A 13,697-nucleotide genomic window follows, 5' to 3' on the forward strand; every position below is an offset into this window, starting at 1 on the left:
CCTGCACCGGACACCCAACCTCGTTACAATGCTGGTTCTCCGCCCCCAAGGACGCGAGACTTTTCGCATTTTTCAGAGTGAGTCCGCCATGGTTTTCAAAGTGTTCGTCGATGGTCAGGAAGGCACTACCGGTCTCCGGCTGCTTGACTATCTCTCGGGTCGCACCGATGTGGAACTGCTGCGCATTGCCGATGACAAGCGCAAGGACCCGCAGGAGCGAGCACGATTCCTGAACGCCTCGGACGTCTCTTTCCTGTGCCTGCCGGACGTGGCCTCGCGCGAGGCCGTGTCGCTGGTGACCAACCCCGACACCTGCGTGATCGACGCCAGCACGGCGTTCCGCACGGCTGACAACTGGGCCTACGGCCTGCCGGAACTGACCCGTGGCCAGCGCGAGAAGGTGCGCGGCAGCAAGCGCATCGCCGTGCCGGGCTGCCACGCCAGCGCGTTCGTGCTGGCCGTGCGTCCGCTGGTGGAAGCCGGCCTGATGCCTGCCGACTATCCGGCTTCGGCGTTCTCGCTGACCGGTTACAGCGGCGGCGGCAAGTCGATGATCGCGGAGTTCGAAGCCGGCGGAAATCCGAAGCTGATGAGCCCGCGTCCGTACGCGCTGGGTCTGGCGCACAAGCACCTGCCGGAAATGCGTGTGCAGACCGGCCTGTCGCAGGCGCCGATCTTCAACCCGATCGTCGGCAACTTCCTGAAGGGTCTGGCCGTGACGGTGCCGGTGTATCCGGGGCTGCTGTCGCGCAAGGCCGATGCGGAAGCCATCCTCGACATCTACCGCAAGCACTACGAAGGCGAGCAGTTCGTGCGCGTCCATCCGTTCAACAGCGACGCCAATCTGGACAACGGCTTCTTCGACGTCCAGGCGAACAACGACACCAACCGCGTGGACCTGTTCGTCTTCGGCAACGAAGAACGCCTGAACCTGGTGGCGCGCCTGGACAACCTCGGCAAGGGTGCGGCCGGCGCGGCCGTGCAATGCATGAACGTCCATATCGGCGCCGACGAAGCCACGGGGCTCGTTGCCTGACGTCTCGCCCGCTTCAAAAGAAAAACCGGCTCGATCTGAGCCGGTTTTTTTTCGCCCGTCCGGGCCACCGCCGCTACTTTTTCAGCGGATGCTGGAGATCCTCGTCACCCGCGTCGACCGGCGCGTCGTGCAGGTCAGTCATATTGGCCTTGTAAGGCGGCAGCTTTTCCATCGGCATATTCATGGCCTTGGCATAGAGCGGCAACACTTCATTCATATGCGCCTGAAGCACGGCGATCCGGCTGCGGCCGGACGGATGGGTCGAGGTGAACTCGTCGCCGGCCTTGAGCACCGCGCCCATCTTCTGCCAGAGCGTGATGGCCGCGCGGGGGTCATACCCGGCGCGCGCGGCGATATCCATGCCGATCAGGTCGGCTTCGGTCTCTTCCTGGCGCGAAAAGCGCAGCGACAGCATCTTGGCATTGGAACCGATATCCATATTGCCGAGGTTGCCGAAACCGGTCAGTTGCGACACCACGTTCGCGCCCAGGTTCGAGATCTCGGCCTGCGCCGCGCGCTGGCGGGCGTGTTCTTCCAATGCGTGCGAGATCTCGTGGCCCATGACCACGGCCACTTCGTCGTCGGTCAGATTGAGTTCCTCGAGCAGGCCCGAATAGACTGCCATCTTGCCGCCCGGCATGCAGAAGGCGTTGACCTGCTTGGACCGGATCAGGTTGATTTCCCAGGCCCAGCGCCCGGCGCGCGGATTCCAGAGCACGGTCTGCGGCAGCAGCCGGATGCCGATCTCGCGCAGGCGCTTCACCTGCGGATCGTCTTCGTCGGCCAGCGTGTGCTTGGCGATCGCTTCCTGCTTGACCTGTTCGTACTCGCGCGCGGCCTGCTGGTCGATCACCTCCATTGGCACGATTTCCCGCACCTTCGAATAGCGACGATCGACCCGCACGCCATCGTCGGGCGCGGAAACCACGGCAACTCCCTGCGCCCGCGCGGGAAGCGGATGCGCGGCGCCCAGCGCGGCAGCCAGTACGACGGCTGCGGCCACGGCCTGCTGGCGCAACCGGCACGATGTGTCGGACACGTTCGGGTTCAAGGCAGGGCTCGCTGGGTAGAAAGTTTCGACTTGTTCGGGGGCGCGGAATTGGTGATGCAATAATACACAGCCAGCCGCGCGCCGTCCTCGCCATCATGACTTTTCAAGACTATCTCGACATCTTCCGCAATCGCCGCATCGGGGCCATGCTGACGCTCGGTTTTGCCTCCGGACTCCCCCTGGCGCTGACCTCGGGCACGCTGCAGGCGTGGATGACGGTCGAAGGGCTGGACATCAAGACGATCGGCTTTTTCTCGCTGGTCGGCCAGGCCTATATCTTCAAGTTCCTCTGGGCCCCTCTGATGGACCGCTTCACGCCGCCGCTACTGGGCCGTCGGCGCGGTTGGCTGCTGGTCACGCAGCTCGGGCTGGTGGGCAGCATCGCGGCGATGGCGTTTTGTCCGCCCCACGAGGCACTGTGGGCGCTGGCCGCGCTGGCCACACTGGTCGCCTTCCTGTCGGCTTCACAGGACATCGTGTTCGATGCCTACAGCACCGACGTGCTGCGCCCGACCGAGCGCGGCGCCGGCGCGGCGGTCAAGGTGCTCGGCTACCGGCTGGCGATGCTGGTCTCAGGAGGGCTGGCGCTCTATCTGGCGGATCGCGTGCTGGGGTGGTCACACATGTACCTGCTGATGGCGGCGCTGATGAGCGTTGGGCTGGTCACGCTGATCTGGGCGCCGGAGCCGGACGTCCCGGCGCGCGCGCCGCGCTCGCTGGAAGAAGCGATAGTCGGGCCGCTGCGCGATTTCTTTGGCCGCCAGGGCGCGTGGTGGCTGCTGCTGCTGATCGTGCTGTACAAGCTCGGCGATGCCTTCGCGGGCAGCCTGTCGACCACGTTCCTGATTCGCGGCCTGGACTTCGATCCGGGCGAGGTCGGCATCGTCAACAAGACGCTGGGGCTGGCTGCGACGATCATCGGCGCACTGTTCGGCGGTTCGCTGATGGTGCGCCTTGGCCTGTACCGTTCGCTGATGCTGTTCGGCATCCTGCAGGGCGTGTCGAATCTGGGCTACTGGATCCTGTCCGTCACGCCGCCGCACCTGTGGACGATGGGTGCGACGATCGCCGTCGAAAACCTCTGCGGCGGCATGGGCACTGCGGCCTTCGTGGCGCTGCTGATGACGCTGTGCAACCGGTCATTCTCTGCCACCCAGTACGCGCTGCTATCTGCGCTGGCGTCGATCGGACGCGTCTACGTGGGGCCGACCTCCGGCTACATGGTCGAAGCCTGGGGATGGGCGCCGTTCTACCTTGGCACCGTCATCGCGGCCGTGCCCGGCGTTGCGCTGCTCTGGGCCATGCGCAACACCGTCCACCGCTACGAAGCGCAGGCGCGGGAACCGGCCGAACCTGCCGTGCCGCGCCCGGCGTAACTTATTCCTTGTAGTAGACGATCTGGTGCGAGGTGGCGAGCAATTCGCCGCTCGCGCTCCAGATCTCCGCGCTCTGGTCGAAGAAGCCCTGGCGGAACACGCGCGCCTGCGCGCAGCCCAGCACATGGCTGTCCCCAACTGCCGCCAGCGTGGCGGCATCGGCATGGAAATATGTGGTCAGGGATACCGTGCCCGCCGGCACGAAGCCCGCGCGCTTGAGGAAGATGCGCGGATAGAACGCGTCGCACCATGCCGCCATCGACGCATAGTCGGGCGTGCGTGCCGGTTCGTCCCGAATCCAGAACTGGGACAGGCTGTCAGGGTTCTCGGTCCCGGGGGCCGTGGTCGGCTTGGCGCCGCGGACTGCCCGAATGTCATAGCTGCCCAGCCACTTCACCGGCGCGAAACCGCTCATGACCGGCAGCGATTCGGCGGCGGGCACCTGCGGCATCACGGCCTCGCCCGAATTCCAGGTTTGGCGACGCACGGCAAACACGGCGCTGCCGGTGGTCGTCACCTCGCCGTTCTGGCGCAGTTCCAGATGCCAGTGCTGGGTCGAGCGATTGGTGCGCGACGGCCGGGCCTCGACCTCGAAGTCACCTTCCCCAATCGGCCCCGCAAAGTTGACGGTGAGCGCAATCGGGTCGCCCAGACGCTCGGGATGCACCAGGGCGGCCTGCAGCATCACGGCCGCGGTAGCTCCGCCGAACGGGCCGATCATGTTCCAGTAAGCCTGGCTGGTATGGCCCACATAGCGATGTTCGCCAGCGGGTTCGAGCTTCAGTGCTAGATCGAGTGGATGCAGGGGCGCTTGCGTCATGGCAGGAAATAGTACGATCGTTCGGTAACTCACGTACGGTATGCCTGCCAGAGGCTTGCGTCAAGCTATCGACTCGCCGGACCGATACCCCATCAGACCGCGCAGACTCGGTACACCGCCAGGCTGCCGCGCCAGTTGACGCCCCAGTTCACCGTCACACCCTCGTGCATCACCACGCGATCGAGCACGCGCAGGCCCACCTTGGGCGCCAGCGCCTCGAAATCGCTGATCGTCAGCACACGCACGTTCGGCGTGTTGTACCACTGGTACGGCAGCGACTCGGACACCGGCATCCGGCCACGAAACACTGACAGCCGGTGCGGCCAGTAGCCGAAGTTCGGGAACGAGACGATGCACTCGCGGCCCACGCGCAGGGTGTCGCGCAGCACCTGGGCCGTGTTGTGGATGGTCTGCAGCGTCTGGGACAGGATCACCGTGTCAAAGCTCTGGTCCTCGAACAGCGCCAGCCCCCCTTCCAGGTTCTGCTGGATGACATGCACCCCCTTCTGGGCGCAAGCCAGCACCTCTTCATCGCGGATCTCAATGCCGTAGGCCTGGACGTCCAGTTCGTCCTGCAGCACGCGCAGCAGGCTGCCGTCGCCGCAGCCTGCGTCGAGCACGGTGGAGTTCGGTTCGATCCAGCGCGCGATAGCGCGGAAGTCCGGACGCAGCGCGAGGATATTCGGATTGGAAGCCGCGTTCATGCGCCGATCTCCTCTGCGATGCGGTCGTAGTAGGCGCGCATCAGGTTGTGATAGCGGGCGTCGTCGAGCAGGAAGGCGTCGTGGCCGTGCGGAGCGTCGATCTCCGCGTACGACACCGGTCGCTTGTTGTCGAGCAGCGCCTTGACGATCTCGCGGCTGCGGTTCGGCGCAAAGCGCCAGTCCGTGGTGAAGCTGACCACCAGGAAGCCGGCCTGCGTCTGCGCCATGGCGCGCGTCAGGTCGCCGCCGTGGGCCAGCGCCGGATCAAAGTAGTCGAGCGCGCGCGTAATCAGCAGGTAGGTATTCGCGTCGAAATACTCGGCGAACTTGTCGCCCTGGTAACGCAGGTAGCTTTCCACCTGGAACTCGACGTCAAACGAGAAGCGGATGTCCTCGGCCTTCAGCGAGCGGCCGAATTTCTCGGCCATGTCCTCGTCGGACAGATAGGTGATATGGCCGATCATCCGCGCCACGCGCAGGCCGCGCTTCGGCTTGACGTTGTGCGCGTAGTAGTTGCCGCCGTGGAAATCCGGGTCCGACAGGATGGAACTGCGCGCGACCTCGTTGAACGCGATGTTCTGCGCGGACAGTTTCGGCGTGGAAGCGACCACGATACAGTGGCGCAGCCGCTCCGGATACATCAGGCTCCAGGCCAGCGCCTGCATGCCGCCCAGACTGCCGCCCATCACGGCGGCGAACTGCTGAATGCCGAATATGTCGGCCACGCGCGCCTGCGCGTTGACCCAGTCTTCCACCGTCACCACCGGGAACAACGCGCCATACGGCGCCCCGGTCGACGGATTGGTGCTCATCGGCCCGGTCGATCCGAAGCACGAGCCGAGGTTGTTCACGCCGATCACGAAGAAGCGGTTGGTGTCGAGCGGCTTGCCGGGGCCCACCATGTTGTCCCACCAGCCGATATCGCGCGGATTGTCCGCGGCGATGCCGGCGACGTGGTGCGAGGCGTTGAGCGCGTGACAAACCAGCACGGCATTGGTCCGCGCGGCGTTCAGCGTGCCGTAGGTTTCGACCATCAGGTCGTAGTCGGCGATCTGGCTGCCGTTGCGGAGCTGCAGCGGCTCCGAAAAATGCATGCGCTGGGGCGTAACGACACCGACGGAATCGGTCGGCACGTCGAGCACACCAGCGGGAGGAGCGACATCGGTCATGAGCGGGGCCCGCGAGTGAGGCAGGCATAAAAAAACCCGACTGGCAGTGCGTGTGATGCTTCGCAGCCAAGTCGGGCGTTCGCGGTGTCCCGCGTGCCGGTGCCATGCATGAATCTTCCGCGAGGCACCGACCCAACCTCTTTAGCCGCATTTATATTGGCAACCGGAAGACTTCCCTTCCCATCGCCGCGCGCCCGCAAGCCAGTCATCAAATCGGCGCGACCCGCACATTATAGTGCAAACCGTTTTTTGTGCCCGCTCCTGTTCGGATCAGCCCAGCAGGATGCGCAGTTGCGCATCGATATTCTCGGTCGGCGCCTTGCGGAAACCGCTCTTCACGAAGCGATGCCAGTGCCCCTGCACGGCCGCCGTGATCAGCGCCACGCGCAACGGAATATCGGCATCGGGCGGAAACGCCGCCTGACTGACGGCCACCTTCAGACACTGACGCAGCGACGCCTCGATACGGTCGATCATCTGGTTGATGCGCTCCTGCAAGCGCTCGTGTTCGCCGACGAGCGCCTCGCCAGTCAGCACACGCGTCATGCCGGGGTTCTTCTCGGCGAACGACAGCAGCATGCGCACGATCGCCTGCGCCTGGCGCAGCCCATGCTCTTCCTGCGTGGTGATCTGGTTGATCAGGCCGAAGACGGTCTGCTCGATGAAGCCGATCAGGCCTTCGAACATCTGCGCCTTGCTGGCGAAGTGCCGGTACAGCGCGGCCTCGGATACCGAGAGCTTCGCAGCCAGCGCCGCGGTGGTGATCTTTTCCCCGCGCGGATGTTCGAGCATCCCTGCCAGCGTCTGGAGGATCTGGATACGGCGTTCACCCGGGCGCGGACGCTTGCGCGCGGGCGCCGCTTCCGGCGAGTGGCCAGCGGGCGTGTCCGCCTCTGCCTGGCTTGAAATGGTTTGAGTCATGACCCGGTTCTCCACATTCGTCGTAGGAGTTGATGCATCGATTGTACTTTTATGTCCACATAGCCGGGCCGATTCGTCACGCGTGCCCGCACACGCGGCAAATGATCGGGCTGCGACTGTGGCGTGGTTGCCGCACGGGTGGGGTCCTGGCTCTCGGCCGCCACCAGCGTCACCGACCGTTCCTGCGCCAGATGCGCCACACGCTGGCGGTCTTCGGCGGCCAGCGTCGAGCGCGTGACCGCGTCGCGCGCCGCGCCGGGCACGCTGGCGTCCTGAGCCGGCACCACCACGTGCGGCCGTGACGGTGCGATCGTGCGCAGGTAGCCGGTCACCCAGGCCCTGCGGATACCCGACCCCGCATAGTGCTTGAGGTGCGACAGCGTATCTTCCACCAGCACCGCCCGGTGCGGCGCCACGCCGATCTGCGCCAGCAACCGCAGCATCATGCGGCGGTCCGGCTTCGGACGCAGGTGTCCGTGCACCCACATGTCCTCGATGGCCACGACCCGCTCGAAGCATCGATCGATGCCAGCGATCGCCATCACGCTGCGCGCGTAGTTGCGCGGTGCGTTCGTGACCAGGATCTTCCGCCCCGGCAACTGGCGCAGTGCGGCCACCAGACCTCGTCGCACGCGCACCATGTCCGCCAGCTCGGGGAAATCATGCGCGGCGCGCAGGAAGTCTGCCGGATCGACCTGATGGTGACGGACCATGCCGAGCAGCGTGGCGCCGTAGCGCTGCCAGTAGTCGACGCGCACCCGGCTGGCCGTAGTGTCGTCGCAACCAAGCACACGCGCCACGTAAGCCGTCATCAGTCGGTTGATCGCCGGAAAGATGGCGTGCGAGGCATCGTGCAGCGTGTTGTCGAGGTCGAACAACCAGACGGTGTCGCCAGACGTGTTGCCGGCCACGCCGCGGACCAGATGGCGCCGCGGCCGGTGGGAGGAATGCAGGCGAGCGCGTTCTACGCCGCGACGCTGGGTGGGCTGACGAATGAACACGCGGGTATCTGGAGATGGAGGAAGAGGCGGGAACCCGCACGCGGCGGATTCCCATATGACGCGCTCAGTGCGAGCGGATCATTGTGCCGAAGGCCTGTTCGGTCAGGATTTCGAGCAGCAGCGAGTGTTCGATGCGGCCATCGATGATGTGCACCGAGTGCACACCGCTCTTGGCCGCGTCGAGCGCCGACGAGATCTTCGGCAGCATGCCGCCCGAGATCGTACCGTCGGCGAACAGTTCCTCGATCTCGCGCGCGGACAGGTCGGTCAGCAGGTTGCCCTTCTTGTCCATCACGCCCGGGATGTTCGTCATCATGACGAGCTTCTCGGCCTTGAGGATCTCGGCCATCTTGCCAGCCACCACATCGGCGTTGATGTTGTAGGCCTGGCCATCGTCGGAGAAACCGATCGGCGAGATCACGGGGATGAAGGCATCGTCCTGCAGCGCCTTCACCACGGCCGGGTTGATCGCCTCGATATCGCCCACGTAGCCGATGTCGATGAAGGTGCCCGGGTTCTCGCGGTCCGGCATTTGCAAACGCTTGGCGCGGATCAGGCCGCCGTCCTTGCCGGTCAGGCCCACGGCCTGGCCGCCGTACTGGTTGATCAGCATGACGATGTCCTGCTGGACTTCGCCGCCGAGCACCCATTCGACCACTTCCATCGTCTCTTCGTCGGTCACGCGCATCCCCTGGATGAACGTGCCGACCTTGCCGACCTTCTTGAGCGCCTCGTCGATCTGCGGGCCACCGCCGTGCACAACCACCGGGTTCATGCCGACGAGCTTCAGCAGGATCACGTCGCGCGCGAAACCGTGCTTGAGTTTCTCTTCCGTCATCGCGTTGCCACCGTACTTGACCACGATGGTCTTGCCGTGGAACTTCCGGATATAAGGCAGCGCCTCGGCAAGGATTTCAGCCTTGAGGGAGGGAGCGATGGCCGCAACCGACTTGGTAGCAGGCTCAGGATTGTCAGCGTTCATGGCTTTGGACATTCCGTGTGATGTGGAGCAGGTATCATGACTAATCGTCCGCCGGACAGGCAAAGGACGCGCGAGGCCGGCGTTGCGGCAATAGCCGTCTGGGAAGCGGCGCGTCACAGGGATCCCCCCGGGTGCGCCATCCGGCCACGGCAGGCGCCGATTTTACAAGAAACCCGCGACCACATTGCAATCCGGATGAGTGGCATACGATGACCGATCCGTCGACGATCCATACAGGCCAGTTGCGGCCGGTCGAACATTGCAGCCGTTGCGGCGCCGCGTTCGTCTGTGGCTACGTGGCCGGGCTGCCCGAATGCTGGTGCGCCAGCCTGCCGCTGCTGCCGTCGCGCAAGATCGTGGCGGGCCAGCATTGCCTGTGTCCGACCTGCCTTCGGCAGCGGCAGGACGACGTCCCCCAGGACGCCGTTGCTCCAGATTGAATTTTTAGAGCAGCGAATGCCCAAACACCCCAAGTTCGGTTTAACATTCGCGGCATGAATAGCCTTCGTGGAATCGACCTCAACCTTCTGGTGGTGCTGGAAGCGCTGCTGGCGGAACGCCATATTTCGCGCGCCGCACTGCGCCTGCAGCTCAGTCAGCCCGCCGTGAGCCACTCGCTGGCGCGGCTGCGCCAGTTGCTCGACGATCCCTTGCTGGTACGCGGCCAGGGCGGCCTGGTGCTGACCGCGCGCGCCCACGAACTGGCCGCGCCGCTGGCCGAGGCGCTCGCGCAGGTCCGCATCCTGCTGGGGCCCGGTGGCTTCCAGCCCGCCACGGCCCGGCGGACGTTCAAGCTGGCGATGTCCGACTATGGTTCGCTGGTGGTGTTGCCGCGCCTGCTGCGCACGGTGCGCAAGGCCGCGCCCAATATTGACCTCACCGTCACGCAGGGCAGTCTGGAAACGATGACCGCTCAAGTGGCAGATGGCCAGATCGACCTGGCATTCGGCGCCTTCGCGTTCGAGCCGGAAGGCGTGCGCACCGCGGTGCTGTTCGACGACGATTTTGCATGTGCCGTGGACGCCGCAACGGTCCGCGATACGGGCCGGCTAGATCACGTGGCCTATCTGGCGCGCTCGCACGTGCTGGTGACCGCAGCCACCGAGCGCGGGGACGCCATCGACGCGGCCGTGACCCGACTGGGCGGGCGACGCAAGATCGCCTGCACCGTGCCGCACTGGAGCGTGGCGCCCGGCCTGATCTTTGGCACCAACATGGTCCTGACCACCGCGCGCCGCTCGCTCGAAGCGCTGGCAGACGACCGTCTGGCGATCTTCGAGGCGCCGTTCACAATCCCCGGCTTCGCGTTCTGCATGATCTGGCCGGCGAAAGCCGACGCGGACCCGGGACTGACCTGGCTGCGCGAACGGGTACTGCAAGCGGTCGCGCCGGAAGCGGAAAGCTCAGACGCGATCAGCCTGCGCGGCTGACCACCCCGTCCGATGACCCCTGACGGGGTCCGGTGCCGACGCTCAACGTACCCGGATCAGCACCGGAAATCTGCGCATCAGCGCTTCAGTGCTTGTGATCGCCGTGGCCGCCACCCTGCGCGGAAGCGGTCATGTCGCGAACCTGCGCGTTCACCTGCTGCTCGACCACCTTGCCGTTCTGCTCGAACTTCAGCGTGATGGGCACCGTGTCGCCCGCCTTGAGCTGCTGCTTCAGGCCCATCAGCATCACGTGATAGCCGCCCGGCTTCAGTTGCACGTCCTGCATCTTCGGCAGATCCAGCGAGGGAATCTGGCGCATCCGCATGACGTTGTTTTCCATCTTCATTTCATGCAGTTCGGCGGTGCCCACGGGCGACGACACGCCGACCAGCTTGGCGTCCTGATGCGCGTGCAGCGTCATGAACGCGCCAGACGCGGTCTGCGCCGGCACGGTGCCGCGCACCCAGGCGTCGCTGACGTCGACTTGCGCCATGGCCTGGGCGCTGGCCAGCAGACCGGCCAGGGCGAGGGTTGCGATCGATGCGGCGCGGGCCGCGCGGAACTTGGCTTGCATAGGGAACATCTCCACGATTCAGCACGAATTGGGTGTTGAGGGCGGTCATTAGATCACGCAGCACCCCGCGTGTCTTGCCGCGATCTGAACCTCGCAGTCTGGCAGCGCCGCCCGCCGTTCAGAATGCGGCACTGTGTCGCACGTTGCAAGCGCCGATCCGCGGCATTGCTACACTCGCGCCATGCATCCCCCGATCGTCATGTCCACCCTACCGCCCTCCGTCGCCCCGCCCATCGGCACGGCGCCGCAGCGTCACAGCCTGGTGAGCCTGCGCCGCCTTAGCTGGCTGCGCTGGGCGCTGCTGGCAGGCCAGGCCATGTTGCTGGTGTCATGCGAGTCGCTGGCCGGCATCGCCCTGCCCTACAAGCCGCTGCTGTTCCTGTTCGCCGTCCAGACCGTGTTCAACGTGTTCACCGTGGCACGCCTGCACTGGCACACGCGCCACAGCACGGTGCCGTCCGACGCCGAGCTGATGGTGCAGATGATGGTCGACCTGACCGCGCTGTCGGCCATCTTGTTCTACACGGGCGGCGCAACCAATCCATTCGTGTCGTTCTACCTGCCCGGACTGGCGATTGCCTCGGCCATCCTGCCGTGGCGGCTGGTGGTAACGCTCGCGGCGTACGCGCTGGCCTGCTATTCGATGCTGCTGCTCGAGTACATACCGCTCGATCTGCACAACCCCGACAACGCGGTGAACTATCACCTGGCCGGGATGTGGCTCAACTTCGTGGCCAGTGCGGTGATGATCGCGTTCTTCGTGGCGCGGCTGTCCAATGCGCTGCGCCAGCGCGACGCGCAACTGAACGAGGCACGCGAGCTGCTGCTGCGCGAGGCGCGCGTGGAGGCGCTCAATGACCAGGCCGCCGCCGTGGCGCACGAGATCGGCACCCCGCTGGCCACGCTGGCCGTGATCGCCGGGGAACTGCGTGCCGACGCCGAGAACACGAATCGCAGCGACACACCGGTGGCCGACTACCAGGCCGACCTCCGCACGATGGAGCAGCAGCTTGAACTCTGCCGTTCGATCCTGGCCCGGCTGCGCGCCGACCATGAAACACTGGCACCGCAGCGAATCGATGCGTGGCTGGCGCCGTTCGTCGAACGCTGGCAACTGCGTCATCCGCAGGCAAGCCTGCAGGCCAGTGCCGCGCCCGATGCGGCCGCGCAGGCCGTGGACACGGCACGCATCAGCCAGATCCTGACGATCGCGCTCGACAATGCCGCGCGCAGCCAGCAGGCCGCCGGGCATGACCATCGCCAGGGGCCACCGCTGCGGCTGGACATCGCGCGCGAGGCCGATGCGCTGGTGTACCGCGTCACCGATCACGGCCACGGCCTTCCGCCGGGGCTGCGCGCAAGGCTGGGCGAATCGCCGGTGGCCAGCGCCCATGGTGGCCAGGGCATCGGCCTGTACCTCGCGCAGAGCGCCGCGCGCCAGCTCGGTGGCCAGATCTCGTGGCATGACAATCCGGCGGGCGGCACGGTGCTCGAACTTCGCCTTCCACTCACGGCCGTATCCGAACGCGCCATCGCCGCACAACCCGACTTCCAACCGTGATGACCGACGTCTCTGCCTCCAACGACGCCATGCCCTTCCTCGTCATCGATGACGACGAAGTATTTTCCGGCACCCTGGCCCGCGCCCTCACGCGCCGCGGCTATGCCGTGCAGGTCGCCCATAACGGCGCCGAAGCGCTGGCCCTGGCCGGCAGGACACCATTCGCCTACGTCACGCTGGATCTGCATCTGGGACCGCCGCCGGAGTCGGGCGGCACGTCAGCCTCGGAATCGGGATTGCATCTGGTGGCGCCGCTGCGCGCGGCGTTGCCCGATGCGCGCATCCTGGTGCTGACCGGCTACGCAAGCATCGCCACGGCCGTGGCCGCGGTCAAACAAGGGGCTGATGAGTATCTGGCCAAGCCGGCCAATGTCGACTCGATCCTGACCGCGCTGATGGCGGGTGTTTCCGAGGATGCGGCCGAGGCCGCGCTGGAGGAACCGGTGCCGCTATCGGTGGCACGGCTCGAATGGGAGCATATTCAACGTGTGCTCACCGAGCATGGGGGCAATATCTCGGCCACGGCGCGCGCGCTGAACATGCATCGGCGCACCTTGCAGCGCAAGCTGGGCAAGCGGCCGGTTTCACGCTGAATCCGGCCGGCTCGCGCCAGCCGCGCGGCCATCGCACTGGCTCACAGGCGCAGCTGGACGTAATCCCAACCAAGATCGTCGGCATCCGCCGACGCAGACGCATCGGCAATGCGCACGGCATCAGTCGCATGGCGATCGGCCAGCGTCACCATCGCGCCGGACGCCATCGCCAGGGCCGCCACCGCGGCCTGACCTTCGTGCATGGCGCGACGTTCAGGCTGGTCGGCGTGGGCCGAATCTGTCACCGGCAATGCGGCGACACCCTGCTGCGCCATCGTCGGACGGACACACAGGAACAACGTTGCCGCGGTAATGCCGGCCATAACGCCAACAGTGGCCATCGCCACTCGGCGCTTGCGCACCTGGTTGCGATGGAAAAAGGGGGTTCGCGAAATGTTCTGCGACATGGGCAGACTCCCAGGACCATCAAGATGCGCAAGGGTCTCATTTCCCGATAGAACCGCGCCAGTGTGCTTACC

Annotated in this window: 15 protein-coding genes; 6 read left to right on the plus strand and 9 right to left on the minus strand. The window is 65.7% G+C overall.

The window, feature by feature from the left end:
* Positions 1-88: 88 nt before the first annotated feature.
* Positions 89-1,036: an N-acetyl-gamma-glutamyl-phosphate reductase gene (argC, locus tag RN01_RS18490; RefSeq protein WP_017511582.1), complete on the plus strand. Its 948-nt coding sequence runs from the start codon at positions 89-91 to the stop codon at positions 1,034-1,036.
* Between the two features lie 73 nt (positions 1,037-1,109).
* Here argC and RN01_RS18495 read toward each other — a convergent pair whose 3' ends face one another.
* On the minus strand, positions 1,110-2,075 hold the full coding sequence (locus RN01_RS18495; protein WP_223277300.1) for a M48 family metallopeptidase: 966 nt from the start codon (positions 2,073-2,075) through the stop codon (positions 1,110-1,112).
* 107 nt (positions 2,076-2,182) lie between these two features.
* Between RN01_RS18495 and RN01_RS18500 the strand changes: the two genes are divergently transcribed.
* On the plus strand, positions 2,183-3,463 hold the full coding sequence (locus RN01_RS18500; RefSeq protein WP_017511580.1) for a muropeptide transporter: 1,281 nt from the start codon (positions 2,183-2,185) through the stop codon (positions 3,461-3,463).
* Position 3,464: 1 nt separating this feature from the next.
* Here the strand turns inward: RN01_RS18500 and RN01_RS18505 are convergent, their stop codons facing one another.
* The 6 genes from RN01_RS18505 to argB form a co-directional block, all read right to left on the minus strand.
* The gene (locus RN01_RS18505; protein ID WP_017511579.1) at positions 3,465-4,283 is read right to left on the minus strand and encodes an acyl-CoA thioesterase II; all 819 of its coding nucleotides are present in this window, start codon (positions 4,281-4,283) and stop codon (positions 3,465-3,467) included.
* A 92-nt stretch (positions 4,284-4,375) separates the two neighbouring features.
* Positions 4,376-4,987, minus strand: coding sequence for a methionine biosynthesis protein MetW (gene metW, locus RN01_RS18510; RefSeq protein WP_008647215.1), 612 nt, complete (start codon positions 4,985-4,987; stop codon positions 4,376-4,378).
* A complete protein-coding gene (locus RN01_RS18515) occupies positions 4,984-6,156 on the minus strand; it encodes a homoserine O-acetyltransferase (RefSeq protein WP_008647216.1) in 1,173 nt (390 codons plus the stop codon). The genes metW and RN01_RS18515 overlap by 4 nt, the downstream gene beginning before the upstream one ends.
* A 270-nt stretch (positions 6,157-6,426) precedes the next feature.
* Positions 6,427-7,077, minus strand: a complete 651-nt coding sequence (gene slmA, locus RN01_RS18520) for a nucleoid occlusion factor SlmA (protein ID WP_011515058.1) — start codon at positions 7,075-7,077, stop codon at positions 6,427-6,429.
* On the minus strand, positions 7,074-8,078 hold the full coding sequence (locus tag RN01_RS18525; protein ID WP_024569272.1) for a pyrimidine 5'-nucleotidase: 1,005 nt from the start codon (positions 8,076-8,078) through the stop codon (positions 7,074-7,076). The genes slmA and RN01_RS18525 overlap by 4 nt, the downstream gene beginning before the upstream one ends.
* A gap of 64 nt (positions 8,079-8,142) precedes the next feature.
* Positions 8,143-9,072, minus strand: coding sequence for an acetylglutamate kinase (gene argB, locus RN01_RS18530; RefSeq protein ID WP_024569271.1), 930 nt, complete (start codon positions 9,070-9,072; stop codon positions 8,143-8,145).
* 197 nt (positions 9,073-9,269) lie between these two features.
* Here argB and RN01_RS18535 point away from each other — a divergent pair, with 197 nt between their 5' ends.
* Both RN01_RS18535 and RN01_RS18540 read left to right on the plus strand, forming a co-directional pair.
* On the plus strand, positions 9,270-9,500 hold the full coding sequence (locus RN01_RS18535; protein WP_017510821.1) for a cysteine-rich CWC family protein: 231 nt from the start codon (positions 9,270-9,272) through the stop codon (positions 9,498-9,500).
* A gap of 54 nt (positions 9,501-9,554) precedes the next feature.
* Positions 9,555-10,490, plus strand: coding sequence for a LysR substrate-binding domain-containing protein (locus RN01_RS18540; protein ID WP_017510820.1), 936 nt, complete (start codon positions 9,555-9,557; stop codon positions 10,488-10,490).
* A gap of 85 nt (positions 10,491-10,575) precedes the next feature.
* On the opposite strand, the gene RN01_RS18545 is transcribed toward RN01_RS18540, so the two are convergent.
* The gene (locus RN01_RS18545) at positions 10,576-11,064 is read right to left on the minus strand and encodes a copper chaperone PCu(A)C (RefSeq protein WP_017510819.1); all 489 of its coding nucleotides are present in this window, start codon (positions 11,062-11,064) and stop codon (positions 10,576-10,578) included.
* Positions 11,065-11,245: 181 nt separating this feature from the next.
* Between RN01_RS18545 and RN01_RS18550 the strand changes: the two genes are divergently transcribed.
* Together RN01_RS18550 and RN01_RS18555 are read left to right on the plus strand one after the other, a co-directional pair.
* On the plus strand, positions 11,246-12,625 hold the full coding sequence (locus tag RN01_RS18550) for an ATP-binding protein (RefSeq protein ID WP_017510818.1): 1,380 nt from the start codon (positions 11,246-11,248) through the stop codon (positions 12,623-12,625).
* A complete protein-coding gene (locus tag RN01_RS18555) occupies positions 12,625-13,218 on the plus strand; it encodes a response regulator transcription factor (RefSeq protein WP_017510817.1) in 594 nt (197 codons plus the stop codon). The genes RN01_RS18550 and RN01_RS18555 overlap by 1 nt, the downstream gene beginning before the upstream one ends.
* A gap of 41 nt (positions 13,219-13,259) precedes the next feature.
* Here the strand turns inward: RN01_RS18555 and RN01_RS18560 are convergent, their stop codons facing one another.
* Positions 13,260-13,625 (minus strand): hypothetical protein, encoded by a 366-nt coding sequence (locus tag RN01_RS18560; protein WP_008642831.1) that lies wholly within the window; start codon positions 13,623-13,625, stop codon positions 13,260-13,262.
* Positions 13,626-13,697: the final 72 nt, after the last annotated feature.

This window comes from Cupriavidus sp. SHE (genome assembly GCF_000812445.1).
Lineage (GTDB): Bacteria > Pseudomonadota > Gammaproteobacteria > Burkholderiales > Burkholderiaceae > Cupriavidus > Cupriavidus metallidurans.

What these genes read in the sequence shown, in the direction of transcription:
- metW (WP_008647215.1), bottom strand. Translation starts at nt 4,987, where the DNA reads ATGAACGCGGCTTCCAATCCGAATATCCTCGCGCTGCGTCCGGACTTC.
- RN01_RS18500 (WP_017511580.1), top strand. Translation starts at nt 2,183, where the DNA reads ATGACTTTTCAAGACTATCTCGACATCTTCCGCAATCGCCGCATCGGG.
- RN01_RS18545 (WP_017510819.1), bottom strand. Translation starts at nt 11,064, where the DNA reads ATGCAAGCCAAGTTCCGCGCGGCCCGCGCCGCATCGATCGCAACCCTC.
- argB (WP_024569271.1), bottom strand. Translation starts at nt 9,072, where the DNA reads ATGTCCAAAGCCATGAACGCTGACAATCCTGAGCCTGCTACCAAGTCG.
- RN01_RS18505 (WP_017511579.1), bottom strand. Translation starts at nt 4,283, where the DNA reads ATGACGCAAGCGCCCCTGCATCCACTCGATCTAGCACTGAAGCTCGAA.
- RN01_RS18535 (WP_017510821.1), top strand. Translation starts at nt 9,270, where the DNA reads ATGACCGATCCGTCGACGATCCATACAGGCCAGTTGCGGCCGGTCGAA.
- RN01_RS18540 (WP_017510820.1), top strand. Translation starts at nt 9,555, where the DNA reads ATGAATAGCCTTCGTGGAATCGACCTCAACCTTCTGGTGGTGCTGGAA.
- argC (WP_017511582.1), top strand. Translation starts at nt 89, where the DNA reads ATGGTTTTCAAAGTGTTCGTCGATGGTCAGGAAGGCACTACCGGTCTC.
- slmA (WP_011515058.1), bottom strand. Translation starts at nt 7,077, where the DNA reads ATGACTCAAACCATTTCAAGCCAGGCAGAGGCGGACACGCCCGCTGGC.
- RN01_RS18555 (WP_017510817.1), top strand. Translation starts at nt 12,625, where the DNA reads ATGACCGACGTCTCTGCCTCCAACGACGCCATGCCCTTCCTCGTCATC.
- RN01_RS18550 (WP_017510818.1), top strand. Translation starts at nt 11,246, where the DNA reads ATGCATCCCCCGATCGTCATGTCCACCCTACCGCCCTCCGTCGCCCCG.
- RN01_RS18515 (WP_008647216.1), bottom strand. Translation starts at nt 6,156, where the DNA reads ATGACCGATGTCGCTCCTCCCGCTGGTGTGCTCGACGTGCCGACCGAT.
- RN01_RS18560 (WP_008642831.1), bottom strand. Translation starts at nt 13,625, where the DNA reads ATGTCGCAGAACATTTCGCGAACCCCCTTTTTCCATCGCAACCAGGTG.